Here is a 24737-nt window from a genome sequence, read left to right as displayed (position 1 = left end):
CTGTTTTCGACCATGCGCATCACCCCTTTTCCGTTTTCTTCGACTTGGCTAACCTGACGCCACCACGTCATCCGGAGACTCCATGGCCGGCCGCCTCTACATTCCGCCACTCGACGTGGCCCGACTGCTGCCCGATCTGTGCGAGGAGTCTCCCTTGGTGACCGCCACCAACCTGGCGCCGAGGCGCCCTGTCTCCCACATCCGCCTGGCCGCCGGTCGCGCCCGGCTGACCCGGGTCTTCTGGGGACTGACGCCCTCCTGGCTGAGCGTGCTCGATCACGCCCCCCACTGTGCCCGGGCCGAGTCGCTCGAGGCCCGCCCCATGTTTCGCGACGCCTTCGGTGCTCGTCGCAGCCTGGTCCCGGTGGCAGGCATCTATGTGTGGAAGACGCAGCCGCGCTTCAAGCAGCCGTTCCTGGTCACCCGGGTCGATCGCGGCCCGATGCTGCTGGCCGCCATCTGGTGCCGCTACCATACCGACCTGACCGAACATGCCGACTCGATGGCGCTGATCACCGTGCCGACCAACGCCTTCCTGGCGCCGCTCGGCGACAGGCTGCCGGCGCTGATCGACACCGCCGACGCCATGCGCTGGCTCGATCCGGAGACCCCGCCAGACGCGGCACGCGCCCTGTTGCAAACTGCTCCGCGGGAACTGTTGGGCGCCTTTCCGGTATCAAGAAGGGTGAACGACCCTGCCAACCAGGATCCCGCCTGCGCCCATCCCACGGGTCCCATGCTGCGCTGGAACGAAGAGGAGAAATGATGCCCACGCCCCGCCCGCCCCTGCCTCGCCCTGGCCGCCGACACTCGCTGCCCTGGCTGGCCTACCTGCTGCTGGCCGGCCTTCTGCTGTCCGGCCTGGCCCAGGCAAAGCAGCCAGGCGATACCGCTGCCGAGGAGGCGGTCGAGGAAGTCGTGCTTCCTCACGTCAGCCCTCACGACAGCCGCGACTATCGCGTGCTACGGCTCGACAACGGCCTCACCGCCCTGCTCGTCAGCGATCCCGAGGCCGACCGGGCGGCCGCCTCGTTGAACGTCGGCGTCGGCAGCGCCCAGGATCCCGACGACCTTGCCGGACTGGCCCATTTCCTCGAACACATGCTGTTCCTCGGCACCGAGCCCTTTCCCGAGGCCGATGCCTACCAGGGCTACCTGCAGCGCCACGGTGGCAGCCACAACGCCTTCACCGCGCCACAGGACACCAACTACTTCTTCGACATCGAACCCGAGGCGCTGCCCGGCGCCCTGGACCGTTTCAGCGAGTTCTTTCTCACGCCGTTGTTCAACCCCAGCCGCCTGGAGAGCGAGCGCAACATCGTCCACTCCGAGTACATGGCGCGGATACGTGACGACGGCCGGCGCGAGAACGACGTGCTCAACCAGGTACTCAATGCCGCCAACCCCACCACCGGCTTCTCGGTGGGCAGCCGCGAGACGCTGGCCGACCGGCCCGAGGGCGAACCCTCCCTGCGTGAGCGGGTGATCGAGTTCTACGAGCGCTACTACGACGCCAACGTCATGCACCTGGCACTGGTGGCGCCACAGCCGCTGGACGAGCTGGAAGCGATGGTGGCCGAGCGCTTCGCCGACATCGCCGACCGCGGCCTGGAACGCCCGGTCATCGAGGAGCCGCTGGTACGGGAGGGAAGCCTGCCGCGTTACGTGGAGCTGCAATCGGTGCGCGATAGCCGTCAGGTGAGCTTCATGTTCCCGGTGCCCGACCCCATCCAGCACTATCGCCACAAGCCCGCCGACCTTCTTGCGCACCTGCTGGGCCACGAGGGCGAAGGCAGCCTGTTCGCGGTATTGCGCGAGGCCGGTCTGGCCGATGGGCTTTCGGCCGGCGTGGGCCGCGGCGATGAGCGACATGCGCTGTTCACCGTCAGCATCAGCCTGACGCCGGCCGGCGCCGAGCGCATCGACGAGATCGAGGCCACGCTGTTCGCCGCCATCGAGGCGATCCGCGAGAATGGTCTGGAGGCGTGGCGCTACGCCGAGCAGGCTCGGCTTGCCGAACAGGAGTTTCGCTTCCAGCAGCACGGCTCGACGCTACAGAGCGCCATGCGCCTGGCCATGAACCTGGCCCGCTTCCCGATGGAGGACGTGCAGTACGCCGCGTACCGCATGGACGGCTTCGAGCCCGAGCTGATCGAGCCCTATCTCGAGGCGCTGCGCCCCGAGCGGCTGCTGCGCGTCTATAGCGGCCCCGATGTCGAAGGCGAACGCACTTCGCCCTGGTTCGACACCCCCTGGCGCGAAATCGAGCCGGGGGCCGCCACGACCCGGCCGCTGGCGGGCCTTGCCCTGCCGGCCCCCAACCCCTTCATCGCCGAGGACGTGACACTGCTCGACGAGCAGGACGAACGCCCCTCGCAGCTGCTGGAAGCGCCCGGCTTCGAACTCTGGCACATGGCCGACGCCAGCTTCGACACGCCCAAGGTGGAGTGGCGCTTCAGCCTGCAGAACCCCGCGGCCAGCAGCGACCCGCGCCATGCCGTGCTGGCCAACCTGCTGGCCGGCTGGCTGGAGGACAGCCTCAACGAGGAGTTCTATGCCGCGCGCCTGGCCGGCCACGATGCCGAGGCCTATGCCCACGCGCGGGGCATCACGCTGGCCTTCTCGGGCTGGCGAGACCGCCAGGATCGGGTCATGCGCCGCACCCTCGAACAGCTGCTCGAGGGTGACATCGACGAGGCGAGCTTCGAGCGCGTGCGCTACCGGCTGCAGCGCGAATGGCGCAACGCGCCACAGGCGGCGCTGTTCCGCCAGGGCCATCGCACTCTGGCCGAGGCCCTGATGCGGCCCCACTGGCCGACCCAGAGCCTGCTGGACGCCAGCCGCGAGCTGACGGTGGATGACCTGCGCGCCTTCCGCAAGCGCTTCCTCGGCGAGCTGCGCCTGCAGGCACTGGCCATCGGCAATCTCGATGCCGAGTTGGCTCGCCGCGAAGGCCGGCTGGTGGCCGAGATGCTCGCTCCGTCGCTGCCTCGCGAGGCGATCCCCGACCTGACGCCGCTGCGCATCGATGACGAACTGCCTATCCTGCGCCCGGTGACCACCCGCGAGGAGTCGCTGGTGCTGCGCTACCTGCAGGGCAGCAACCGCTCGCTCGACGCCCAGGCGCGCCTCTCGGTGCTCGGCCAGGTGATCGACACCCCCTTCTACCAGCGCCTGCGCACCGAGGAGCAGCTCGGCTACGTCGTCAGTGCCGGCTATTCACCGCTGCTCGACGCCCCGGGGCTGAGCCTGCTGGTGCAGTCTCCCGATGCCACCAGCGACGAGATCCAGGCGCACATCGACGCCTTCCTGGAGAGTTTCGGCCGTCGCCTGGCGGAGATGGACGACGACGACCTCGCCCCCTACCGTCAAGCCGTGCACGATGGTCTGCTGCAGCGCGACACCAGCCTGTCGGAGCGGACCAACCGCCTGTGGCGCGCGCTGTCGTTCGGCGATACGGAGTTCGACCGCCGCGAGCGCCTGGCCCAGCGTGTGCTCGCGGTCACCGCCGAGGACCTGCGCGAGACCTGGCCGACACTGCTCGACACGGCCATCGCCACCATCGCCTACGACCCGGGTGACGAACCCAGCGACGTGGCGGCGCTGACCCGTCACCTCGAGCCAATGCCCGAAGCCGCCGACTGACGGCAGCCGCCTTCGGCGAAGCGCCCGGCACTGGCCGGGCGCTTCATATCGACTCGGGGAAACGCAGCGTCAATCGCTGCTCAGCCGAAAGCCTGGGCCGGCATCATCGCCTCCACATGCATGACCAGCTCCTCGAGAATCAGGCGGTCGCGATCGCTCAGGGCGACCTGGTTGAGCCGCTCGATCTCGCGGGCGAAGTCCTTGAGCGTGAACCCGGCCACGGCGCCGTCGTTCATGCGCTCCCAGCGGTAGGCCTCCCAGCGTGCCTGCTCCTCGCCGCTGAGGGTGTCGGGGTAGTTGCGCGCCCGGTAGCGGAACAGCATCTCCTCCAGGCGGAGGTCCTGGAAGGCAAACCGGGCATCCACCAGATCCCACGGCGGCGTCGCGCGGACACGCTCCATCTGCTGGCGATCGGCCGGCGAGAAGAAGCCGCCGCTGTAGAGCATCAGGTCCGGGTCGTGGGGGCCGTCGGGAGGTGGCTGGGCGAAGACCTCGGCCGCCTTGGCGGCCGCCTCGGGGCTCGCCGCGAGACGCTTCCAGTTGGCCCGGCAGGCGGACAGATCGAGCCCCAGGCGCTCGACGATTTCACCGTACTCGCCCTGGCGCGGCCCCTCCACGTCCTTGAGCGCCGCGGCGGGCAGGATCACCGGGCTGCGGTTGATGTGGATGACCTTGAGCGGAATCCGCGCCTCGCCCTCGGCGAGGTCGTCGCTGCTGACGAAGACCCGCTGGCGGATCTGCTCGGCATCCAGCTCGATCATTCCCTGGGGGTCCACCGAGAGATCGTAGACGATCACCCCATTGGGGTTGGTGGGATGCTCGGCCAGCGGCATCACCAGCGCGCTGCAGCCCCGGCTGGCCGGGTAGCGGCGCGATACGTGGAGCACCGGCTTGCGGCCCGGGATGTCGAGGCGCCTGGCCACCTCGCGCTTGTTGCGCAGCGCCAGCAGGTGATCGAACAGGCGCGCATTGCGCTGCCTGAGCAGCCGGGCCAGCGCGATGGTGGCACGCACGTCGGCCACGGCATCGTGTGCGCCCTCATGGGCGATGCCGTTGGCCGCGGTCAGGTCCTCGAGGCGAAAGCTGGGCGAGCCGTCCTCGCGGCGCGGCCACTCGATGCCCGCCGGGCGCAGGGCATGGAAGGTGCGTACCGCATCGATCAGGTCCCAGCGCGAATTGCCGTTCTGCCACTCGCGGGAGTAGGGATCGAGCAGGTTGCGGTAGAACAGGCAGCGGCTCACCTCGTCGTCGAAGCGCAGGCTGTTGTAGCCCAGCGCGCAGGTGCCCGGCTCGCTCATCAGCGCATGGATACGCCCGGCGAACTCGGCCTCGGGCAGCCCGCGGCGGCGCGCCTGCTGCGGCGTGATGCCGGTGATCAGGCACGCCTGGGGATGCGGCAGGTAGTCGTCCGCCGGCTTGCAGAAGAGTTCGACCGGCTCGCCGATCTCGTTGAAGTCGCTGTCGGTGCGAATCGCGGCGAACTGCGAGGGCCGGTCGCGACGGGGATCGGCGCCGAAGGTCTCGTAGTCGTGCCAGAGGAAGGTCATCGGGGCGGCATTGGGCTTCGCCATGGGCGCGGTGTCTCCTGACGGCGTCCTGAATGGCACAGCCTAACATAGCCCCGCGGGCGACTCAGCCGCGCGGCGCTCCGTCCGGCTTCCCCTAGCTGCGCGGCAGGGTGACGTTGAGCTCCAGCACCGAGCAGTTGTCCTCGCTGTCCAGGCTGATGTTGATAGCGTCGTCGTCCACCTGGACGTAGCGCCGAATCACCTCCAGCAGCTCCTTCTCCAGCATCGGCATGTAGTCGGGCTGGCCACGCTGGCTACGCTGGTGCGCCACGATGATCTGCAGCCGCTCCTTGGCCACCGAGGCGGTCTTCTTGCGTTCGCGCTTCAGGAATTCCAGCAACTTCACCGGCGACCTCCTCCGAACATGCGGCTCAGCAGGCTCTTCTTCTGGAGTTCATGGAAGCGCAGCGGCACTTCCTCTCCGAGCAGGCGCGAGACGGTATCCATGTAGGCCTGGCCCGCATCGCTGTTGTCGTCATGGGTCACGGGCACCCCCTGGTTGGAGGCACGCAGCACCGCCTCGGACTCGGGAATCAGGCCGATCAGGTCGATGGCCAGGATCTCGCGAATGTCCTCGAGATTGAGCATGTCGCCATGATCGACCCGGGTCGCATTGTAGCGGGTGATCAACAGGTGCTCCTTGACCGGGTCTTCGCCGCGCTCGGCGCGGCGCGTCTTGGAAGCGAGCAGCCCGAGGATTCGGTCGGAGTCTCGCACCGACGATACCTCGGGATTGGTGACCACGATCGCCTCGTCGGCGTAGTACATGGCCAGTTGGGCACCGCGCTCGATGCCGGCGGGGGAATCGCAGAGGATGTAGTCGAAATCCTTGCCCAGGGTATCGAGCACCTTCTCGACGCCCTCGGCGGTGAGGGCGTCCTTGTCGCGGGTCTGTGAGGCCGGCAGGATGTGCAGGTTGTCGACCCGCTTGTCGCGAATCAGCGCCTGGTTGAGGCCGGCCTCCCCCTGGATCACGTTGACCAGGTCATACACCACGCGGCGCTCGCAGCCCATAATCAGGTCCAGGTTGCGCAGCCCCACGTCGAAGTCGATGACGACGGTCTTGTTGCCTCGCAGCGCCAGCCCGGTGGCGATGGCCGCTGCACTGGTAGTCTTGCCGACCCCACCCTTGCCTGAGGTCACTACGATGATCTTGGCCAAGTTACACGTTCCTTTGGATTAGACGAAGTAAAGACGAAGAGAGAGCGCAAGCGGCCTAGGCCAGCGAGGTGATCCCTAATTGGGCATCGCGCAGGGCGACCTGGACCGAGGAACCCAGCAGGTGGGGATCGATGTCCTCGAGACGCTTGTAGTTGCCCGCCACCGAAAGCAGTTCGGCATGCAGTTCACGGCAGAAGATGCCGGCGTCGGTATCGCCATGGATGCCGGCCAGTGCCCGGCCGCGCAGGGCGCCGTAGACGTGAATGCTGCCGGCGGCCAGCACCTCCGCCCCGGCGTTGACGGCGCCGATGACCACCAGGTCGCCATCGGGGGCGCTCACCTGCTGTCCCGAACGCACCGTACCGCGATAGATGCGGCCGCCGCTGGCCACCGAGGCTGCCGCCTCAGGTGTGCTGGCCGCTGGCATCTCAACGGGCGGAACCTCTTCGAGCGAGCGGGCCCGCGCCCCGTCGGAGGGCGGAAACCAGCCCAGCCCCAGCGCCCAGGCCGACTGCTTCACGGGGTCGGCGCCACCTCGCACCGCCACCGGGAGCAGCTTGTGAGTGCGGCATACGGCACAGATCCGCTCCAGGGCCAGGTGGGGCTCGTCGAGCTTCTCGACGCTCAGGACCACGGGGGTATGCTGAAAGAAGGCAGGGGATTGGCTGAGCTTGCCCGAGAGCTGTTCGCGGATCTGCTCCGGATCCGCGCTCGCCAACTCCATGACCGTCATGGGCAGCATGCCCCCCTTGAAGGTGAATGCCATGTCTGCCCTGTCCACTTTGAGACTCATTGCCGGACTCCACTCGGGTGTTGTCGGGTCGTGGGACTAAAGCTAAGCGACTCCCATCCCCCCTGCAACTGATGATACGGCCAGCCAAGGCTCGGCGGCCATTGTCGTCGTTTGTCCACACGCTCCTGTTCCGACAAGCTTTTCTGTAGCCGCGGCGCGTGCTTAGATAACATACATTAGACGAAAGACGCCGCCCCGACAGCAACAATACGGCTTGCGCAGCCGTCGCTGCGCCCTTCACGTTCAGGATGCCCCATGCCCGGATTCCTTCGCCGCCTTTTCGCCCCGCGCTGGCAGCACCCCGATGCCAAGGTGCGATGTCAGGCCGCCAGCCGGCTCGACCCTGCGCGCCCTGAGCAGCGCCAGGCACTGGAAACGCTGTGTCTCGATGCGGAGGACTCCGTGCGCCAGGCGGCGCTGGCAAGAATCGATTCGCCCGAAACCCTTCTGGAACTTCTGACCCGCCAGCCGGAACTGACCGAGATCCGCCAACGCCTGATCGTGCTGCTCAGCAGCCAGGGCGGCGGTATCGACCTGACCCGGCGGCTGCGCATCGTCGAGGGCCTCGACGACAGGCTCCTGCTGTCGCGCGTGGCACTGGAGGGCGACAACCAGCAGCTGCGTCTGGCCGCCGTGGCACGCCTGACGGAAGAAGAGGATCTCATCGAGCAGGCCTGCGACAACGGTATCGCCGCCGTGCGTCACGCCGCTGCAACGCGCGTCACCAGCGAAGCCGGCCTGCAGCGCCTGGCCCAGCAGGCGCGCCGCGATCGCCAGGTCATGCGCCAAGCGCGCGAGCGCTTGAACCGGCTGCGCACGGATGCCGCCTCCCTGGCTCACGCTCGGGCTCAGCGGGAAGCGCTGCTGGCCAAGCTGGAGACCCACGCCAGGGCGCCCTGGGAGCCCCTCTATGCGGGTCGGTACCGGCACCTCGTGCGCGAGTGGGAAGCGCTCGACGACCTGCCCGGTACCGAACAGGAGCGCCGCTTCCAGGAGGCCTGCCTGCGCTGCCGCAAGGTCATTTCCGATCACGAGGCACGCGAGCACGCCATCGCCGAGACGGATCGACGCCGGGAGCAGGCGGCCGAGGCCCGGGAGTCGCTGCTCGAGGCGCTGGAGGAAAGCCTCGCCGGCCTGCCCAGGGGCGATCGCCTGACGGGCCAGGACATCGCCAGCCTGCGTGCGCAGAAGGTGCTGCTGGCCAACCGCTGGCAAGCGCTTTCCGACCTGCACGTGACCGACGAGACGCTGCGTCGACGCTACGACACCGTGCTCAAGGATTACGACGCGGTGCTCGACGCCTGGGAGCGCCTCCAAGCGCACGTCGCCGATATCGAGCAGGCTCTCAAGGACAAGGACACCGAGCGCCTGCAGGCCAGCGTCGCCGCATGCCATTGGCCCGGCACGCTACCGCCGACGCCGCTGCTCGCCCGCGCCCAGCAGTGGCTGGCCGGCCGGGAGGAGCCGGCGGAAGAGGCCCTCGAGGCACGCCTCGAGCGCTTCTCCCAGGATCTCGCCCAGTTGGAAACGCTGCTCGACCGCGGCGCCTTCAAGGGCGCCAGCCGTCTCCACCAGAGTCTCAGGCATCGCGCCGATACGCTGCCCGCCGCGAGCCTGCGCCCACACCAGGCGACGCTCAAGCGGCTTGGCGCCCGGCTGGCGGAGCTACGCGACTGGCGCGGCTTCGTCGCCGGCCCCAAACGCGAACAGCTGTGCCAGGCCATCGATCAGCTCGCCGATGACCGTGCCATCGCGGATGCCGAGCTCGACCGACGGCACCGCCAGCTGGTGCGCGACTGGAAGGGTCTCGGCGATGCCGCCGCCAGCCGCGAGCTTTCCGAGCGCTTTCGCCACGCCTCCGACCGGATTCACGAACGCCTGGCACCCTGGCGTGAGCGCCAGGCCAGCGAACGACAGCGCAACCTCGAGGCGCGCAGCGCCCTGTGCGAGCAGCTCGAAGCCCTGCTGGATACGCCCGCCGCCGACGCCGATCCGGACGCGCTGCGGCGCATCCGCGATCAGGCCCGCGAGGAGTGGCGTCGCCACTCCCCCGTGCCTCGCGAGCAGGCCCAGGCCATCGGACGACGCTTCGGCCGCATCCGCTTCGCCCTGCAGGGCCTGATCGACCAGCGCGCCAAGGAGGTGGCCGACGCCAAACGCCGGCTCATCGAAGAGGCACAGGCGCTGATCGAGCGTCCTTCCTCCCCCGACGAGCGGGCGGAACACGCCAAGCGCCTGCAACAGCGCTGGCGGGAGCTGGGGCGTGCCCCGCGCGGTGAGGAACAGACGCTGTGGCGCGAGTTCCGCGCGGCATGCGACCAGATCTTCGCCATGCGCGAGGCCCAGCGCGACGACCGCGCCCAGCGTACGCGCCAACGTCTCGACGAGATGCAGGCCCTCATCGACCGGCTCGACGCCTGGCAGCCGGCCCGTCACGCCGACGGTCAGGTGCTGGAGCAGGCCATTGCGCAGGTCGCCGCCTTGGAGCCGCTGCCTTCGGGGCGGCGCACGGAGGGCATGCGACGCCGCTGGAGCGGTATCGTGCGCACCCGTCGCGAGCGCCTGGCGCGCCTGGCCGTGGTGGAAGAGATCCAGCAGTGGCAGGCCTGCCGCCCCCTGCTCGACGCCCATCTGGCGGCCGATGCCGCGTGCCTCGCGGGAGGCGCCTGCGAGGACGTCCCCCTCGACCCGGAACTCGGCCTGTCCGATGAGATGCGCCGTGCCCACGAGCAGCGCAATGCCTCACGGCGTGACCCGCTGTCTCCACAAGAGGTCGCTGAAGGGCTGGCCCGGCTACGCGTTCATCTTTCGCTGCTCGCCTTGGGGCGCATCAGTCAGCATGACGAGCCGCTGCGGCTCGCCATCCAGGTCGAGCGACTCAACGAGGGGCTTGGCCGCGAGCTGAGCCGCGCCGAAGAGGTTCGCATCGTGCTGCGCAACTTGCTGGCCACGGGGCCGGTCTCCCCCGAGCAATGGGAACGGGAAGTCGGCGAGTTCGATTCGCTGCTGACGCGCCTGACGCGCCTGCCGCCGCCCTGACGTCTTGCGGTACCAACCAAAAACGGGAGGCCACGAGGCCTCCCGTCAAGCCTCACTGCCTGTCAGCCCATGAACTGACCACCGTTGATATCGATGTTGGCCCCGGTGATGAAGCCGGACTCCTTGTCGGCCAGGAACACGACCAGCCGAGCGATCTCCTCCGGTGTGCCATAGCGCTTCACCGGGATGGTTTCACGGATGGCTTCACGCACGTTTTCGGGAATCTTCATGATCATGTCGGTGGCGATGTAGCCAGGCGACACGGTGTTGACGGTGATGCCCTTGGTCGCCGTCTCCTGGGCCAGTGCCATGGTCAGGCCATGCATGCCCGCCTTCGCCGCCGAGTAGTTGACCTGACCGAACTGACCCTTGCGGCCGTTGATCGAGGAGATATTGATGATCCGCCCATGCTTGTGCTCGAGCATGCCCTCGATGACGCTACGGCAGGTGTTGAACACTGTGTTGAGGTTGGTGTCGATGACTTCATGCCACTGTTCCGGCGTCATCTTCTTCATGGTGCCGTCCCGAGTGATGCCGGCACAGTTGACCAGTACGCTGATCGGCCCATGGGCCGCCTCGATCTCCTTTACGCCCTCTTCGCACGCCTGGTAATCGGTCAGGTCGATACCCGACAGGGAGATATTGTCGAATCCGTCGGCCTTCTGTGCCTCGAGCCAGGCCTTGGCCTTTTCCGGATTGTGGTAGCCCGCCACCACGTGGTAGCCGGCCGACGCCAGCGCGCGACAAATCGCCGAACCAATGCCACCGGTTCCCCCGGTGACCCACGCTACGGGTGCTGTTTGAGTCATAGTCCACCTCCCTGATCATGACACTTGTCATTGCATTGCTTGACCTGGCACAGCAGGCCAGCCGTAACAGGATGCTGGCAGAAGGGCTCGCCTTCAAGCTTCCCCTCCTGATTATGGACACATGCGCCGCGCTTGCACGAGGATTGCCGCCCACCTTGACACAGCGCAGAAAAAGCGTAGAATACTCAGCACATTGATGCGGGGTGGAGCAGTCTGGTAGCTCGTCGGGCTCATAACCCGAAGGTCGTCGGTTCAAATCCGGCCCCCGCTACCAAATTGGAAAACCGAGGCCACACAGCCTCGGTTTTTTGTGCCCACTCGGTACTGAACCGACGACCGTCGGTTCGCTCTTCGTTTCAAGATCAGCGGCCCCCGCTACCAAATAGGAAAAACGAGGCCACACAGCCTCGGTTTTTTGTGCCCACTCGGTACTGAACCGATGACCGTCGGTTCGCTCTTCGTTTCAAGATCAGCGGCCCCCGCTACCAAATAGGAAAAACGAGGCCACACAGCCTCGGATTTTTGTGCCCACTCGGTACTGAACCGACGACCGTCGGTTTTACAGGAGCCATTCGATATCGTTGCGCGCGTAGGGGGAAAGCTCCCTGGCGGCGCGAGTCGTGAGATGGTGCTCGTCCCGATACACCACGGTGTCGCCAAGCAAAGAGTGACATTTCCCGCCCGGACACAGCTGCGCGTGGAAGTCGACGACTCTGACGCCCGGCTCCTCCTCGGCGATATCGTGCATGATGGAAAGTATGGCCTCCCTGCGTTTTTCCAGCCGCCGTTGATAGGTGCTGCATGACGCCACGGTTCGCCTGGCCAGGCAGTCCGTCATGGGTACGCTGAACACAGGCGTGGGCGCCACGACAACCACCCTCAGCCCATGCGCAAGCAGAAGATCGACGGTATTCCTGAGTCCCTTTTCCGCCAGCGACAGGTGGCTCTCGCTGCTCGCTCGCCCCAGCCAACTGGCACTCAACACGACCCCCGACAGCCCCCTCTGCGCCAACTCGGCGAGTTCATCGGTCAGGGCCTCCTTGAACAGCTCGCAGTTCCGATCGTTCTCCCGGGGATGGCCCTGAGAATAACCGTGGGAATAGCCTATCAATGGCGGACAGGTACTGAAGGATCTCTGCAGGAAAGCGAACTGGAGGACTTCGGATAGCTCCTCCAGCATCGGGGAATAGTGATCCGCGTGGGAGTCCCCCCATAGCAGCAGATCCGGTGCGCCCATATCGGACCGATTCACACAGCTGGATGCATCCGGTAGCCCCTGGAAGGGGGTGCTCAAATGGCACTCTCCTCGCAGCTCGGGCACATCTTCCGCCGCCCGGTCCAGTTGTCGATAGAAGCCCGTGCTCTTCTGCTGGTTGGCATGGCTCATCAACCCGAACGCGGCGAGGGCGAGCAGGAGAGACGACAACCCGCCCAGCTTGACGAGCTGCTTGTGGGATACGGATCGCCTCGCGAAGAAACCCGAGGCAGGGATTTCCACCAGGCGATAGGTCAGGAATGCGAGAACGAACGAGAGAGATGCCAGCATCACGTCACGCTCCAGATCACCCTCACCCAGGTGATAGGCGCGGGACATGGCCAGCAAGGGCCAGTGCCAGAGATACCAGGGGTACGATATCTTTCCCACGAAGACGAAGGGCCGTGTGGCGAGCAACCGGGACAGGGGGTTAGAAGCTCGGCCGAACCCGGCCACGATCAATGCCACCGCCGAGAGAACGGGCAGCATTCCCACCCAGCCGGGATACGCGTGGGAGCCCTCGATGACGAACGCCGCTGCCAGCAGCAGCGCCGCTCCAAGCGCAGCCAGGGCAGACCGAGCAGCGTTCGAGACCTGCGAAAGCAGCCCGCGCCCCAGCACACACGCCAGCAGCGAGCCCGCCAACAACTGCCAGCCGCGGGAGAGAACGGAGAAATAAGCTGCATTCGGATTGACGCTGGAAAGCCACCACCCGTAGCAAAAAGAGGCACCGATTCCTAACGCGGCAAGCGTCGAAAAGACGACCCATGACCGTTTTCCATGGTGCCTGGCGAGCGACAGGCTCGCGATAAGGAGGACCGGCCAGATGGCATAGAATTGCTCTTCCACCGACAGGGACCACATGTGCAGCAACGGCACCTGGTCGGTGGGGCCATCGAAATAGCCGCCTGTCGTCGCGATGAAATAATAGTTGGCGAAGAACGCGATGGAGGCGATAGCCGATTCAGACAGATTCTGCTGCTGTCCCACAGGGGTGAGGAGGAGGTAGCCAAGGACAAGGGAGGACAGGATCACGACGACCATGGCCGGCATCAGCCGCCGGACACGGCGACCGTAAAACGCGAGCAGGCTTATATCGCCGGTGCGCTCCAGCTCCCTTATCAGCAAACTCGTGATCAGGTAGCCGGAGATGACGAAGAAGACGTCTACGCCGATGAACCCGAAGTCAAATCCTGGAATTCCGGCATGATAAGCGACCACCAGGGTGACGGCTATCGCCCTCAGGCCATCGATGTCCGGCCTGTACTGCGGCTTCTGCATCGCTTCCTCCATCCTTGGGCACTCCCCGTGCAGCGGGAGTCGTATCGCCTGCCCACGCATCGCCGATGGCGAGCCGTACCTGGCATCGCGGCGAGTCGACAGCTGCTGGAGCCTCTACGGCAAAGCATAGCCTACGGCGTGCACGAATCTTGCAAGTCTCCGCGTCCACGCCGGAGGTTGCGCCCCTACATGGTCATCGACGCCTCACCGCGCTTGCAGTTCCCTGGCCAGCAGGGCAATGCTGCGGTCGTCACCGCTGGTACCGCGGCAGAAGCTCTCTCCGTAGAAGCGACGCACCAGGTCCCGCTGGCGCAACCGCCCCTGGCGCAAGTCGTCGAGCCAGTGGCTGAGCTGTCCTGCCACCTGTTGCCCATCGAGCGAGACCAGCTTCTCGGCCGCCCCGTCGCTGAGCAGCGCGACCCCCGTCAGTGCCGCCGTCGATTCGCAGCCGTACTGCACCTGCTCGAAGCCCAGGCGTTCGTCGACGAAGCATGTCTGGTTGGCGAACTCCCCCCTGCCGCGTTCGCCCAGGGTCGAGAGATGCGGCGTCAGCTCCGCTTCACCCCCCTCTCCGGCGTCGCTGGATACCGCCCGCTCCAGCACCAGTTCGCCATCGCCCACCTTGAGCCACAGCAGCCTCTCGCGCCCGGCCAGTGCCAGCAGCAGCGTACAGCGCAGGTCGCGCACCGGTCGGCGCTGCTCACAGGCCAGATCCTCGAGCGTGCCCTGCGCATGACGCACCAGCAGCCCGGCGAACTGGCGGATGGCCTCGGGCCCCGGCTCCGCGTCGGCATCGAGCAGCCAGGCCAGTTGCGCCTCCAGGGTATCGGCCAGACGCAACATGGCGGCGACCAGGGTGCGTGCGCCCTGGTCCGACGCCGGTGAGCTGCCGGCTCCGTCGGCCACCACGAGCGCAGGTCGCGGAGTCGCCACGGCACCCGCGGCATCCTGGCAAGGCAAGGGGGGCAGGCGCTCCAGATGCGCCAGTCCGACGGTGGCGACACTCAGTGCCGACCAGGTGAGTCCCGGTGCGCTCCGGGCGAGCTGCGATTCAGCGGGCATGCTGCACCTGCGAGCGACGCGGCCGGCCGGGTTTGGCCAGGTGCACGGCGCACCGCCCTGCCGCCATCGCCTCGCGGTAGTCGCTCAGGGCGGCATGCCACTGGGCCAGCGTGGCCCGCTGGGCGGGTGCATCGGCCCCTACCGTGAAGGTGGTCACGAACATGTCGCGCAGGGTGTCGGGCAGCTCCCTCCAGAGTTCGTACCATACGCCCTGGGGCACGTCGCGCTGGCCGCGGCCATAGGCGAAGTTGCCACGCCGCAGATTGCGTACCGGGTCGTCGCCCCCGACGATGTCGTAGGGATGGCGACCCAGCATCAGGCACTTGAACAGTACGATGGCCAGCGAGAACGCCTCGCTGCGCGGCGTGCGCACGGTATGGCGGAAGGAAACCCCCTGGTGCTCCTTGGGGGTCATGTCGGGGCTGCCGACGGGGCAGGGATAGAAGGTGCCGTCGACGCGTAGCTGGTAGCTGTCGCAGTCGATCAGCGTCACCTGCCCGGATGATGGCACGCAGAAGACGTTGTTGAGGTTGTAGTCACCGATGCAGACCCCGGCTTCGTGCAACTGCTGGACGATCTCGATGAAGCGGATCAGGTAGGCGACGATCCGGCGCCGGTCGAGGCCGGGGAAATAGCGCTCGCAGAGCAGGGCATGCGCGAGGAAGCTCATCTTCACGCCGCGTGCCCGGTACATGGCGAAGCCGATCCAGCGATGCCGCTCGTCGAACACGCGAATCAGCGGCCAACAGACGTCACGCGTCATGTGGGCATCGCGCAGGCCGCGCATGGCCTCGACCTTGCGATGCAGCTCCTCGCCGCGCTTATCGAGCACCTCGGGGTAGTACCACTTGACGATCACGTCGGGGCGATCCCGCAGGGCGAAGATCTCGCCCTCGCCGCCACGCTCGAGGCGCCTGCCGAGCCGGCGCTGCTTGCCCTGTGAATCCGTCACCACCAGTGCGCGTGCAACCACTCGACCTCCTTCGACGCCACGCATCCGGACTAGATGCTGTCCCAGCTGTCCGTGGGCGGCAGCTTGACCTGGTCGGTGATCGACGCCGACGCCGAGACGCGGCTCATGCTGGCCGAGAGCCACAGGAAGAACTCGCGAAACTTCAACCCGTCGAGGCGCTTGGCCGGCCGGGTGGAGAAGGCGCTGAGCGCCTCGAGGTCGGCCTCCTCGACGCCCACCGGCATGACCACCAGCTTGCGCTGCTGGGCCAGGGTACGAGCCCTGGTCGACGCGGCCTGCCACTGGTCGGTCGGTACGCCATCGCTGATCACCACGAGCCACGGCTGGTAATAGGCGACCCCCGCCTTGCGGTAGGCCGCGGTGCGCTCTTCCAGGCGATCCAGTGCCAGCTCCATGGCGCTGCCCAGCGGCGTCAGCCCGGCGGCGGTGAACTGGCGACACTGCGCTATGTTCATGGCCGTGGTGAAGGGCAGCTGCTCGGTGACCTTGCCGCCAGCGGTAATTACCCCGAGCTCGACGGAGCAGGCGGCCATATCGTCTTCCTGAACCGCCGAAATGAAGGCCTGGACGCCGGCGTTCAGTTCACGAATCGGCGGCCCCGACATCGACGCCGAGGTATCCAGTACCAGCATACAGGCGCAGCGCGGCGAAGGGTTGTCGATCAGGTCGCTGTCGCGGTTCAGTCGGTACGTTGCCATCCCACGGCTCCTCATGTCTGGATGCCCGGCACCGATACGGCCGAACGAGGACGAGACTATCACAGCCCCGGGATGGATGCCGCGACTGCAGCCGCTCGTCAACCAACGCGCCGCGGGAGCCAACATCCGCCCCCCTTGAATCCCGCGGCCTTTACCCGCATCTTTCGAACAAACTCACTCTTCGTGCAAGGCCGTTTCCATGTCCATCGTCGACCCTCGCAATGGCGCCCCGCTGACGGCGCCCCAGCAATCTACCCCGTCACCGCAGGAAGCGGCGCCCGGCGATGAGCAGTTGATCATCGACGTCGACCGCAACAACATCCAGCAGGTCCTGGAAGTTTCCATGCAGGTGCCGGTGCTGCTCGACTGCTGGGCACCCTGGTGCCAGCCCTGCAAGACGCTGATGCCGCTCCTCGAGAAGCTGACCCGGGAGTATCGCGGTAGCTTCCTCCTGGCCAAGCTCAACATCGAGGAGAACCAGGAGATCGCCGCCCAGCTCGGCGTGCGCTCGGTGCCGGACGTCAAGCTCATCAGCCAGGGCGGCCTGGTCGACCATTTCCAGGGCGCGCTGCCCGAGAAGGAGATCCGCGAGTGGCTGTCACGCTACTTCCCCGCGCCGGAAGACGCGCCGGCCAGCCCCGAGGAGCAGGCCGCCGAGGCCTTGGCCCAGGGCGACGCCGCCACGGCCCGCACGCTCTACGAGCAGCTCGTGCAACAGCACCCCGAACACTACCCCTACCAGGTGGAATTGGCTCGCGCGCTGGTGGCGGAAGGTCGCAGTGAAGAGGCCCTGGCACTGCTGGACAACCTGCCGCCCGAGGAGCGCGACGCCGCTCCGGCCCGGGGCGTGCGCGCCAGCGTCGAGTTCCGCAAGGAGGCACCGAGCGACGACGAGCTCGCCGCACTGGCCGGGCGCGACGACAGCGAGGCGAATTTCAAGCGCGCCCTGCGCCAGGTAGCCGACGGCGACTACGAGGCCGGGCTGGAGGGACTGCTCGGCGTGATGCGCAAGGATCGGGGCTACGGGGACGATGCGGCACGCCTGACCCTGCTGCGAGTCTTCGATGCGCTGGGCGCCGACCATCCCTTGACCGTGACCTATCGCCGCAAGCTGTTCACGCTGCTGTACTGACCCGTTGCCGAACCGATGGCGGCCCGATGGGCCGCCTCATCACGTGCGCTTCATCCCTTCAACACCGTATCGAGGCGCTTCAAGGCTTCCTCGAGCTGTGACGCGGTGGTGCCGAAATTGAGCCGCACGAAGCCCGGCCAGCCGAAGTCGGCGCCATCGGAGAGCGCCACCCCTGCCTGTTCCATCAACACCCGCTGAGGCGAGCCTCGATACCGTGCCAGCCCTTCGGCGCGGCGCAGGTCGAGCCAGGCCAGATAGGTCGATTGCGGTACGCTCATGCTCGCGCCCGGCCACGCGGCGATGCGCTCGCTGAGCGTCTGGCGGTGGCCGCGAAGCGTCTCTAGCAGGGCCTGGCGCCACGCATGGCATTGGCCATAGGCGACCTCGGCGGCCACCAGCCCCATCACGTTGACGTCCGGCAGCAATCCTCGCATGGCGGCGGCGAAACGCTGGCGCAACGCAGCGTCGGAAATCACCGCACAGGCTGCGGTGAGGCCGGCGAGATTGAAGGTCTTGGAAGGCGCCCACAGCGTGATGGTACGTGCCGCCAGCGCCGGGAAAGCCGCTGCCAGCGGCCGGTGCGCGGCCCCTTCGTCGAGCAGCAGGTCGCAGTGCAGTTCGTCGGACACCACCAGCAGGTCGTGCCGCTCGACCAGGGCCGCCAGCCCAGCGAGCTCCTCGTGCCGCCACACCCGGCCGGTGGGGTTGTGGGGATGGCACCAGAGCAGCAGGCGTGTCTCGGGAGTGATCGCCGCCTCCAGCGCCTCCAGGTCGAGCCGCCACGGCTCACCGGGCGCCACCGGCTCGCCCAGTGGGGCCTGCTGGGCCAGGCGCCCGGTACGCTCGGCCACCTTCAGGAACGGCGGGTAGATCGGCGTGCTGGTCAGCACCCCCTCGCCCGGCTCGGTCAGGGCCAGGCTGGCCAGGTGCAGGGCCGGCACCACGCCGGGCAGCCACAGCTGCCACTCCGGCTCGATCGGCCAGTCGTATTCCCGAGCGCTCCATTCACACAGGGTGCCCCGCAGGCTGTCGGGCACCAGCCCGTAGCCGAAGACGCCATGATCGACCCGCTGACGCAGCGCCTCGACCACTTCGGGAGGGGAGCGAAAATCCATGTCGGCCACCCACAGCGGCAGAATACTGGCATCATAGCGATGCCACTTCTGCGACGGCCACTCGCCCCGATCGGGGTGGCGACGTTCGATGGGCGTGGCAAAATCGAACTCCATGTTCTCTCCTCGGAAGCAGCTGTATGAGCGAAACCATGCCGCAAAGCGGCTTCTATGCCAAGGTACGCCGTGGCATGCCGGAATTGATCGCCCAGTGGCGTCGGCTCGGCCAGGGCGATCCGGACCGCCTCGCGCTGATCCTGGCCGAGACGGCCCGCGTCGCCCGCCTGGGCGAACCCGAGGCCACACCCGACGGCGCCACGCTCGAGGCCTGGAGCGAGCCGGGCGCGGAAGATGACATTCCGCTGTGGGCGGCACGCACCGCCACCTTCCTGCTGATCCAGATGCCGGCGCGCCCGGTGCCGAAGAGCGACGACGAGGCCTGTGCCTGGGCCTACTGCTGGCTACGCAACCGCGATTTCGCCAGCGTCGACGAGGCCCGTGCTGCCCTGCCCGACCATCTGCAGGTGACACTGACCCACGCGGTGGGCGCCGCCTGGGCCGATCGCCAGGGCTTGCGGCTCATCTAACCGCGCCCCCATTGCACCAGTGCAAGGAAATTCGCCATGGAAGTCCCCCTGAGCTGGCAGCTGGCCAAGCTTGCGGTATCGATCGGTATCGTGCTCGGCCTGTCGGTCGTGGCCGAGCGCGTCAGCACGCGGGTGGCCGGGCTGCTTTCCGGCTACCCGCTGGGTACGGCCATTGCGCTGTTCTTCATCGGTCTGGAGATCTCACCCGGCTTCGCTGCCGAGAGCGCCGTGTTCAGCCTGGCGGGCTTCACCGCCACCATGGCGCTGGGCGGTGGGTACCTGCTGTGCGGGCGCCGCGACGGGCTCGTCGGCATCCTCACCGGCACCCTGGGCGGCCTCGTCGCCTGGTGGCTGACCAGCCTGGTGCTGACGCGCTTCGATTTCGATCGCCTGGGCGGGACCCTGGTGACACTGGTGGCCATCTTCGCCTTCACCTGGCTCTATCGGCACGTGCCGGAAACTCGGGTCAAGGTGCCTCATGACAGCTCGCGCTGGAAGCCGCTCATGCTTCGTGCCGGGCTCGCCACCGCCATCGTCTTCGTGGTCACCGGCCTGGCGCATGTGCTGCCGACCTCGTGGGCCGGCATCCTGGCAGCCTTCCCGATCTCGATGTATCCGCTGCTGGTGATCCTGCACCTCACCCACGGCGCGGCCCCGGCCGCCACGGTGATCAAGCACTATCCGGCCGGCCTGGGTGCGCTGCTCTGCTACGCCCTTTGCATCTCGCTCACCTATGCCACCCTGGGCCTGCTGTGGGGCACTCTGGCGGGATTCGCGGTCGCTACGCTGTGGCTGCTGGGCTGGATGCGGCTGCAGGCATGGCAGGGGGAGAGGCGGTCCGTCGGCACTTGACCTAGCGTTTGCTCGGGGCAATGCTGTCCCTCTGCCATCGGCTTGCCACAAGACCACAAGACCACAAGACAGCAAAGGGACTCTCACATGTTCGTGCGCACCATCGAACCCGCCTTCTACGACACTGACGCCCTCGGCCACGTCAACAATACCCGGCTGCCCGCCTGGTTCGAGCTGGCACGCAACGACCTGTTCCGCCTGTTCACGCCGGATCTCGACCCGCGCCAGTGGCGACTGATCATGGCTCGCATGGAGATCGACTATCGCGCCGAACTGCACTACGGCAGCGACATCGAGATCCGCACTTACGTCTCGCGGCTGGGCAACAGCTCCTTCACCGTGACCCAGGAGGCCTGGCAGAAAGGAAGGCTGACCAACCTGGGGCATACCGTGATGGTGCATTTCGACCACGGCCTGAAGCGTGCCGTGCCCATCGTGGGTGAGCTGCGCGAAGCCCTCGAGGCCCATCTGCAGCCGCTCGAGGAGACAAGCGACGCATGACCCCGGCCGTCAAGGCGCTGGAACGCGACGGCGCTGCCTTCGCGCTGCTCAGCTATGAGCACGACCCGCGCGCGCCGGCCTACGGCGAGGAGGCGGCACGCGCCCTGGGGCTCGATCCGCGCTGCGTGTTCAAGACCCTGGTCGCCTGCCTCGACGATGGGCGCCTGGCGGTGGGCATCGTGCCGGTCACCGGCCAACTCGATCTCAAGGCGCTGGCCAGGGCGGCCGGCGCCCGGCGTGCGAGCATGGCCGAAGCGGCCGAGGCCGAGCGCGCCACCGGTTACGTGCTGGGCGGCATCAGTCCGCTGGGGCAGAAGAAACGCCTGCCGACCTTCCTCGACGCCAGCGCCGAGCCACTTGAACGGATGCATGTCAGCGGTGGACGCCGCGGCCTGGAGATCGCCCTGGCGCCTGCCGACCTGATCCGCCTGTGTCGTGCGCGCCTGGTCCCATTGGCGCGTGCCTGATTCGCATGAGCCGACCCCGCGCTCTCGTGGTCAAAACACCATGCCCCGACGGAATGCGGGGCCATACATCCTGGCAGGAGAGCATGATGGGCATCCGCTACAACCTTTGGCTTGACCCCGATAACGTGGCCCAGCATCGCGCCGTGGAGGCCGACCTGGAGCGCTATTTCATGGAGCGGTTCGCCGACTATCCGCATATCCGCTTGTTCGGCGCCGACCCCTACGATTATGATGCGCCGTTCAATCGCCTCTACGACATGCTGATGGCGCGGGCCAACGAGTACTGCGAACGCCAGTGGCGTGGCTACGTGCCCACGCCAGAGCAGCTCAACCGGACCTTCTTTCGCGCCGTGGGCCGCTCCAACAAGTTCGTACGGGACCGCAACGATGGTGATCCAGACCGACCAGATGCCTGACGCCCTCCAGCTGAGCATCATCGCCGAGCAGCTGGGGCGAGCCCCGCGCGGCATCGAGGCGGTCGCCGCGACCGATGGCGAAGGCACACCCCTGGTGCTGCGCATGGCCCCCATCGTCGACGGCAAGCCCTTTCCCACGCTCTACTGGCTCTGCTCCGAGCGACTCAAGGTCGCCATCTCCCGGATCGAAGCCAGTGGCGTGATCAAGCAGCTTGAGGCCAGGCTGCGGGACGACGCCGATTTTCTCGCCGCCTACCATGCCAGCCATCGCGATTATGTCGAGACCCGCTGGCGCAACATGAGCCCGGCGCAGCGCAGCGAGGTCGAGCGCCTCGGCTACGAGGCGGTATTGCGCGAACGCGGCGTCGGCGGCATTGCCAACTGGGACCAGGTGCGCTGCCTGCACACCCAGTACGCCCACCACCTGTGCGGCTCCAACGTCATCGGCCAGTGGCTCGACGCCGAGTTCGCCGTGGCCGACTGCCTGCCCTGACGCGATTTCGACGCTTTCGAAGCCTCTCCCCGGCAGCTAGGATAAGGGCTTGCCAAGGAGAAGCGCATGTCGAGATTCTGTGTCTACCTGGGCTCCCGTGACGGTCGGGATCCCGCTTTCGTTGAAGCCACCCGAGCGCTCGGGCGTGAGCTGGCCGCGCGCGGGCATGGCCTGGTCTATGGCGGCGCCCGCATCGGCCTGATGGGGGAACTGGCCAACGCCGTGCTGGAAGGCGGCGGCGACGTCATCGGCGTGATGCCCGACCACCTGGTGGAGCGCGAGCAGGCACACGAGAGGCTGCCGACCCTGATTCGCGTGAACAACATGCACGAGCGCAAGGCCAGCATGGCCGCCCATGCCGATGCGTTCATCGCCCTGCCCGGCGGCATCGGCACGCTGGAGGAGCTGTTCGAGGCCTGGACCTGGCAGTACCTGGGGCTTCACGACAAGCCCATCGGCGTACTCGATACCGCCGGCTTCTACTCCCCCCTGCTGGCCTTCCTCGACAGCACCGTTGAGCACGGCTTCCTCAATGCCCGCACCCGCAGCTGCCTGGTCGATGCCGAGGAGCCCGCCGCCCTGCTGGATGCCCTGGAAGCCCGGCTCACCGAGACCACCACCTAGGGAGACTGCCCATGCATGCCATTGCCGTCGATGAGGATTGCCTGCGCTGGCATGACCAGCCCGCCCCCGAGGGTCCCGCGGCGGGAGAGGTACGCCTACGCGTCGCCTGGGCCGGCGTCAATCGCGCCGACCTGATGCAGCGCAGCGGCCACTACCCGCCGCCACCCGGGGCCAGCCACCTTCTCGGTCTCGAGGTCAGCGGTACGGTGATCGAGGTCGGCGCCGGCGTCGATGGCCTGCGCCCGGGAGAGCGGGTCTGCGCCCTGCTGGCGGGCGGCGGCTATGCCGAGGAGGTGGTGGTCGATGCAAGGCAGGTGCTGCCGCTGCCGGACGGCTTCGGCCTGCGCGAGGCGGCCGCGCTCCCCGAGGTGTTCGCCACCGCCTGGCTCAACCTGTTCATGGAAGGCCAGCTGGCGACCGGCGAGCGCGTCCTGCTGCATGCCGGCGCCAGTGGCGTGGGCACCGCGGCGATCCAGCTCTGCCGGGCCTTCGGCCATCCCTGCTTCGTAACCGCAGGCAGCGATGACAAGCTCGCCGCCTGCCGCGAGCTGGGTGCCGACGGCGTGTTCAATCGCCACCAGGGCAGCTTCGTGGAAGCCGTGAAGCAATGGGGTGGCGCCGACTTGATCCTCGACCCCGTGGGCGGTGCTTATCTGGCGGACAACCAGCGCGTGCTCAATGCCGGCGGGCGCCTGGTGCTGATCGGACTCATGGGAGGACGCCGCGCCGAACTCGACCTGGGGCGAATGCTGATGAAGCGCCAGCGGCTGATCGGCTCGACGTTGCGCGCTAAGCCGCCGGCGGCCAAGGGAGCCATTCTCGACGCGTTGCGGGCCCATGTCTGGCCGCGCCTGGCGAGCGGCGAGATTCGACCCTTGATCGACCGCACCTGGCCGATCACCGAGGCCGAAGCCGCCCACGCCCATGTCGAGCGGGACGCCAATATCGGCAAGGTACTGCTCGAGGTGGGCGGAGAGAGCTGACGCCGGCTTCGCACAGCCTAGCCGCAATTAGCCTGCTGGCGGGTGCGCTGATAGGTAAGCTGCAGCAGCCGGGCATCCTCACCGGCGCGATGACGATGGATGCCCAACTCCTTGACCAGCGCCTCGCGGGTCCTGTGCCAGCAGGCAAGCTGCTGCTCACTGAGCAGGATACGCAGCGCCTCGAGGCGGAAGGCCGGCAGCATGCCGGCGTGGTGGAACAGCAGCGATAGCCAGGTATTGTCGTACCCCCAGCTGTCACTGTAGGCCACGCCGATCTCACCCAGCTCGTCGTTGAGCCAGCGGGCGACCTGGGCCACGGGCAGCCCTTCGCGCTGCAGTCGCGCCCGGGAAATCCCATGCAGCAGCTCGGCCTTGGGGTCCCAGTGCGTCCATTCCACCAAGGGTTGGATGAGGAAAGCGCAACAGCTGCCGTCGGCCCGCGCCAGGCCGATCTCGATGGGGTAGCTACCGCGCCCGAACCCGGACGCCTCGATATCCAGCAGTGTCGGCAGCGTCACGAATGGGCGTGTCCTCGAAAGCGGGGCCGTCTTGCATAGCCGTGGAAGGGAAGGGTCAGTGTCGGGCCTGGAGGTCGTCCATGTCCAGCTCGTCACCTTCCAGGCCTGCATGGCGGTCGGCCAGAGCCTGCCAGCGCTCGGCCTGGGCACTGTCCACCGGCAACCCCAACTCGCCCAGGCGGTAGGCCCTGGCCAGGCGAAGCGCGGCGAGTGGATGTCCGGCCTCGCCGGCGCGGGCATACCAGGTCACGGCGCGCTCCTCGCGACGCGGATACTGGGCGCAGCCGTGCTCGAGAATGCGCCCCGCCTGGAACTGAGCCTTGAGATTGCCGGCCTGTGCCGCCTCGAGAACGTAGCGCGCGCCGCGCGCCTTGTCCTGCGGGCTGACGCCGCGCTGGAAGAGCATATGCCCGTAGAGCGATAGCGCGGCAGGGTGGCCGGCATCGGCGCAGCGCTCGAAGAGGTGCATGGTCAAACGCTGGGTACGCGGCGAGCGAGGCAGCCAGCGCGTATGAAAGAGCTGCTCCGCAAGACGGTACTCGAGCCGGGTAAACAGTGATGATGCCTGCGTCATGGTGCAAACAACCTTGCGTTCGTCTTGAAGCTGGCCAGTTGACGCTACGCTCACGCCCCTGTGATCTTCGCCATGGCCTGTCTTGAGCTCGCCGCGGGACTCCGCCGGGGCCGCTGAGGGTCGCCAGCATACGCTCGCCCCGGCGGCGACTCAACCCCCACGATTTGCTGCCTTGGTAGGCCTCGGCTAGCATG

General features: G+C 67.3%; 24 protein-coding genes and 1 tRNA gene. 13 read left to right on the top strand and 12 right to left on the bottom strand.

The features are described from left to right. Positions 1–82: 82 nt before the first annotated feature. Positions 83–766, top strand: coding sequence for an SOS response-associated peptidase (locus HNO51_RS02185; RefSeq protein ID WP_197449428.1), 684 nt, complete (start codon positions 83–85; stop codon positions 764–766). Continuing rightward, entirely contained in the window at positions 763–3645 is a 2883-nt protein-coding gene (locus HNO51_RS02180; protein WP_209538367.1) for an insulinase family protein, read from the top strand. The genes HNO51_RS02185 and HNO51_RS02180 overlap by 4 nt, the downstream gene beginning before the upstream one ends. An 80-nt stretch (positions 3646–3725) precedes the next feature. On the opposite strand, the gene sbcB is transcribed toward HNO51_RS02180, so the two are convergent. The 4 genes from sbcB to minC form a co-directional block, all read right to left on the bottom strand. After that, positions 3726–5216, bottom strand: a complete 1491-nt coding sequence (gene sbcB, locus HNO51_RS02175) for an exodeoxyribonuclease I (protein ID WP_209538366.1) — start codon at positions 5214–5216, stop codon at positions 3726–3728. Positions 5217–5307: 91 nt separating this feature from the next. Beyond that, a complete protein-coding gene (gene minE / locus HNO51_RS02170) occupies positions 5308–5559 on the bottom strand; it encodes a cell division topological specificity factor MinE (RefSeq protein WP_010630224.1) in 252 nt (83 codons plus the stop codon). After that, on the bottom strand, positions 5556–6374 hold the full coding sequence (gene minD, locus HNO51_RS02165) for a septum site-determining protein MinD (RefSeq protein ID WP_197449425.1): 819 nt from the start codon (positions 6372–6374) through the stop codon (positions 5556–5558). The genes minE and minD overlap by 4 nt, the downstream gene beginning before the upstream one ends. Before the next feature lie 55 nt (positions 6375–6429). Then, positions 6430–7167, bottom strand: coding sequence for a septum site-determining protein MinC (gene minC / locus HNO51_RS02160; RefSeq protein ID WP_197449424.1), 738 nt, complete (start codon positions 7165–7167; stop codon positions 6430–6432). A gap of 255 nt (positions 7168–7422) precedes the next feature. Between minC and HNO51_RS02155 the strand changes: the two genes are divergently transcribed. Next, a complete protein-coding gene (locus HNO51_RS02155) occupies positions 7423–10206 on the top strand; it encodes a DUF349 domain-containing protein (protein ID WP_209538365.1) in 2784 nt (927 codons plus the stop codon). 62 nt (positions 10207–10268) lie between these two features. Here the strand turns inward: HNO51_RS02155 and phbB are convergent, their stop codons facing one another. Then, positions 10269–11015: an acetoacetyl-CoA reductase gene (gene phbB, locus HNO51_RS02150; RefSeq protein WP_197449422.1), complete on the bottom strand. Its 747-nt coding sequence runs from the start codon at positions 11013–11015 to the stop codon at positions 10269–10271. A 197-nt stretch (positions 11016–11212) separates the two neighbouring features. Here phbB and HNO51_RS02145 point away from each other — a divergent pair. Beyond that, positions 11213–11289: transfer RNA gene (locus HNO51_RS02145), tRNA-Met, on the top strand. A gap of 285 nt (positions 11290–11574) precedes the next feature. Here HNO51_RS02145 and HNO51_RS02140 read toward each other — a convergent pair. From HNO51_RS02140 to HNO51_RS02125, 4 genes are all read right to left on the bottom strand, one after another. Further along, positions 11575–13551, bottom strand: coding sequence for an acyltransferase family protein (locus HNO51_RS02140; RefSeq protein WP_209538364.1), 1977 nt, complete (start codon positions 13549–13551; stop codon positions 11575–11577). A gap of 204 nt (positions 13552–13755) precedes the next feature. Further along, positions 13756–14613 carry a protein phosphatase 2C domain-containing protein gene (locus tag HNO51_RS02135; protein WP_209538363.1) on the bottom strand — a complete coding sequence of 286 codons (858 nt, stop codon included), beginning with the start codon at positions 14611–14613 and terminating at the stop codon, positions 13756–13758. Continuing rightward, a complete protein-coding gene (locus HNO51_RS02130; protein ID WP_242597183.1) occupies positions 14603–15586 on the bottom strand; it encodes a kinase in 984 nt (327 codons plus the stop codon). The genes HNO51_RS02135 and HNO51_RS02130 overlap by 11 nt, the downstream gene beginning before the upstream one ends. 29 nt (positions 15587–15615) lie before the next feature. Beyond that, the gene (locus tag HNO51_RS02125) at positions 15616–16284 is read right to left on the bottom strand and encodes a vWA domain-containing protein (protein WP_197449418.1); all 669 of its coding nucleotides are present in this window, start codon (positions 16282–16284) and stop codon (positions 15616–15618) included. A 199-nt stretch (positions 16285–16483) separates the two neighbouring features. Here HNO51_RS02125 and HNO51_RS02120 point away from each other — a divergent pair, with 199 nt between their 5' ends. After that, positions 16484–17416, top strand: coding sequence for a tetratricopeptide repeat protein (locus HNO51_RS02120; RefSeq protein WP_197449417.1), 933 nt, complete (start codon positions 16484–16486; stop codon positions 17414–17416). A gap of 50 nt (positions 17417–17466) precedes the next feature. Here the strand turns inward: HNO51_RS02120 and HNO51_RS02115 are convergent, their stop codons facing one another. After that, positions 17467–18645, bottom strand: a complete 1179-nt coding sequence (locus HNO51_RS02115; protein WP_209538361.1) for a MalY/PatB family protein — start codon at positions 18643–18645, stop codon at positions 17467–17469. 35 nt (positions 18646–18680) lie between these two features. Between HNO51_RS02115 and HNO51_RS02110 the strand changes: the two genes are divergently transcribed. The 8 genes from HNO51_RS02110 to HNO51_RS02075 all read left to right on the top strand — a co-directional run bounded on the left by HNO51_RS02110 (position 18681) and on the right by HNO51_RS02075 (position 23451). Further along, positions 18681–19115 carry a hypothetical protein gene (locus tag HNO51_RS02110; RefSeq protein ID WP_197450893.1) on the top strand — a complete coding sequence of 145 codons (435 nt, stop codon included), beginning with the start codon at positions 18681–18683 and terminating at the stop codon, positions 19113–19115. A gap of 36 nt (positions 19116–19151) precedes the next feature. Next, complete coding sequence (locus tag HNO51_RS02105) at positions 19152–19967, top strand: hypothetical protein (protein ID WP_197449415.1); 816 nt, start codon at positions 19152–19154, stop codon at positions 19965–19967. Positions 19968–20054: 87 nt separating this feature from the next. Beyond that, complete coding sequence (locus HNO51_RS02100) at positions 20055–20468, top strand: acyl-CoA thioesterase (RefSeq protein ID WP_197449414.1); 414 nt, start codon at positions 20055–20057, stop codon at positions 20466–20468. Then, positions 20465–20935, top strand: coding sequence for a Cys-tRNA(Pro) deacylase (ybaK, locus tag HNO51_RS02095; RefSeq protein ID WP_209538360.1), 471 nt, complete (start codon positions 20465–20467; stop codon positions 20933–20935). Before HNO51_RS02100 ends, ybaK begins: the two co-directional genes overlap by 4 nt. A gap of 86 nt (positions 20936–21021) precedes the next feature. Continuing rightward, a complete protein-coding gene (locus tag HNO51_RS02090) occupies positions 21022–21351 on the top strand; it encodes a hypothetical protein (RefSeq protein ID WP_209539150.1) in 330 nt (109 codons plus the stop codon). Continuing rightward, entirely contained in the window at positions 21323–21844 is a 522-nt protein-coding gene (locus HNO51_RS02085; RefSeq protein WP_209538359.1) for a DUF501 domain-containing protein, read from the top strand. The genes HNO51_RS02090 and HNO51_RS02085 overlap by 29 nt, the downstream gene beginning before the upstream one ends. Before the next feature lie 66 nt (positions 21845–21910). After that, positions 21911–22468, top strand: a complete 558-nt coding sequence (locus HNO51_RS02080) for an LOG family protein (RefSeq protein WP_209538358.1) — start codon at positions 21911–21913, stop codon at positions 22466–22468. Positions 22469–22479: 11 nt separating this feature from the next. Then, positions 22480–23451, top strand: a complete 972-nt coding sequence (locus HNO51_RS02075; RefSeq protein WP_209538357.1) for an NAD(P)H-quinone oxidoreductase — start codon at positions 22480–22482, stop codon at positions 23449–23451. Between the two features lie 17 nt (positions 23452–23468). On the opposite strand, the gene HNO51_RS02070 is transcribed toward HNO51_RS02075, so the two are convergent. Both HNO51_RS02070 and HNO51_RS02065 read right to left on the bottom strand, forming a co-directional pair. Beyond that, positions 23469–23969, bottom strand: coding sequence for a 3'-5' exonuclease (locus HNO51_RS02070; protein WP_209538356.1), 501 nt, complete (start codon positions 23967–23969; stop codon positions 23469–23471). A gap of 55 nt (positions 23970–24024) precedes the next feature. Further along, entirely contained in the window at positions 24025–24543 is a 519-nt protein-coding gene (locus tag HNO51_RS02065) for a tetratricopeptide repeat protein (protein ID WP_197449407.1), read from the bottom strand. Between the last annotated feature and the right edge of the window lie 194 nt (positions 24544–24737).

Origin of the sequence: Billgrantia sulfidoxydans, assembly GCF_017868775.1 — a bacterium.
Classification (GTDB): Bacteria; Pseudomonadota; Gammaproteobacteria; order Pseudomonadales; family Halomonadaceae; genus Halomonas; species Halomonas sulfidoxydans.
This window is presented reverse-complemented; position numbering and strand designations above follow the sequence as displayed.

Excerpts from the sequence above, each read along its gene's own strand:
- HNO51_RS02185 (WP_197449428.1), top strand. The coding sequence starts at position 83 with ATGGCCGGCCGCCTCTACATTCCGCCACTCGACGTGGCCCGACTGCTG.
- HNO51_RS02180 (WP_209538367.1), top strand. The coding sequence starts at position 763 with ATGATGCCCACGCCCCGCCCGCCCCTGCCTCGCCCTGGCCGCCGACAC.
- sbcB (WP_209538366.1), bottom strand. The coding sequence starts at position 5,216 with ATGGCGAAGCCCAATGCCGCCCCGATGACCTTCCTCTGGCACGACTAC.
- minC (WP_197449424.1), bottom strand. The coding sequence starts at position 7,167 with ATGAGTCTCAAAGTGGACAGGGCAGACATGGCATTCACCTTCAAGGGG.
- HNO51_RS02155 (WP_209538365.1), top strand. The coding sequence starts at position 7,423 with ATGCCCGGATTCCTTCGCCGCCTTTTCGCCCCGCGCTGGCAGCACCCC.
- phbB (WP_197449422.1), bottom strand. The coding sequence starts at position 11,015 with ATGACTCAAACAGCACCCGTAGCGTGGGTCACCGGGGGAACCGGTGGC.
- HNO51_RS02140 (WP_209538364.1), bottom strand. The coding sequence starts at position 13,551 with ATGCAGAAGCCGCAGTACAGGCCGGACATCGATGGCCTGAGGGCGATA.
- HNO51_RS02135 (WP_209538363.1), bottom strand. The coding sequence starts at position 14,613 with ATGCCCGCTGAATCGCAGCTCGCCCGGAGCGCACCGGGACTCACCTGG.
- HNO51_RS02125 (WP_197449418.1), bottom strand. The coding sequence starts at position 16,284 with ATGGCAACGTACCGACTGAACCGCGACAGCGACCTGATCGACAACCCT.
- HNO51_RS02120 (WP_197449417.1), top strand. The coding sequence starts at position 16,484 with ATGTCCATCGTCGACCCTCGCAATGGCGCCCCGCTGACGGCGCCCCAG.
- HNO51_RS02115 (WP_209538361.1), bottom strand. The coding sequence starts at position 18,645 with ATGGAGTTCGATTTTGCCACGCCCATCGAACGTCGCCACCCCGATCGG.
- HNO51_RS02110 (WP_197450893.1), top strand. The coding sequence starts at position 18,681 with ATGCCGCAAAGCGGCTTCTATGCCAAGGTACGCCGTGGCATGCCGGAA.
- HNO51_RS02105 (WP_197449415.1), top strand. The coding sequence starts at position 19,152 with ATGGAAGTCCCCCTGAGCTGGCAGCTGGCCAAGCTTGCGGTATCGATC.
- HNO51_RS02100 (WP_197449414.1), top strand. The coding sequence starts at position 20,055 with ATGTTCGTGCGCACCATCGAACCCGCCTTCTACGACACTGACGCCCTC.
- ybaK (WP_209538360.1), top strand. The coding sequence starts at position 20,465 with ATGACCCCGGCCGTCAAGGCGCTGGAACGCGACGGCGCTGCCTTCGCG.
- HNO51_RS02090 (WP_209539150.1), top strand. The coding sequence starts at position 21,022 with ATGGGCATCCGCTACAACCTTTGGCTTGACCCCGATAACGTGGCCCAG.
- HNO51_RS02085 (WP_209538359.1), top strand. The coding sequence starts at position 21,323 with ATGGTGATCCAGACCGACCAGATGCCTGACGCCCTCCAGCTGAGCATC.
- HNO51_RS02080 (WP_209538358.1), top strand. The coding sequence starts at position 21,911 with ATGTCGAGATTCTGTGTCTACCTGGGCTCCCGTGACGGTCGGGATCCC.
- HNO51_RS02075 (WP_209538357.1), top strand. The coding sequence starts at position 22,480 with ATGCATGCCATTGCCGTCGATGAGGATTGCCTGCGCTGGCATGACCAG.
- HNO51_RS02065 (WP_197449407.1), bottom strand. The coding sequence starts at position 24,543 with ATGACGCAGGCATCATCACTGTTTACCCGGCTCGAGTACCGTCTTGCG.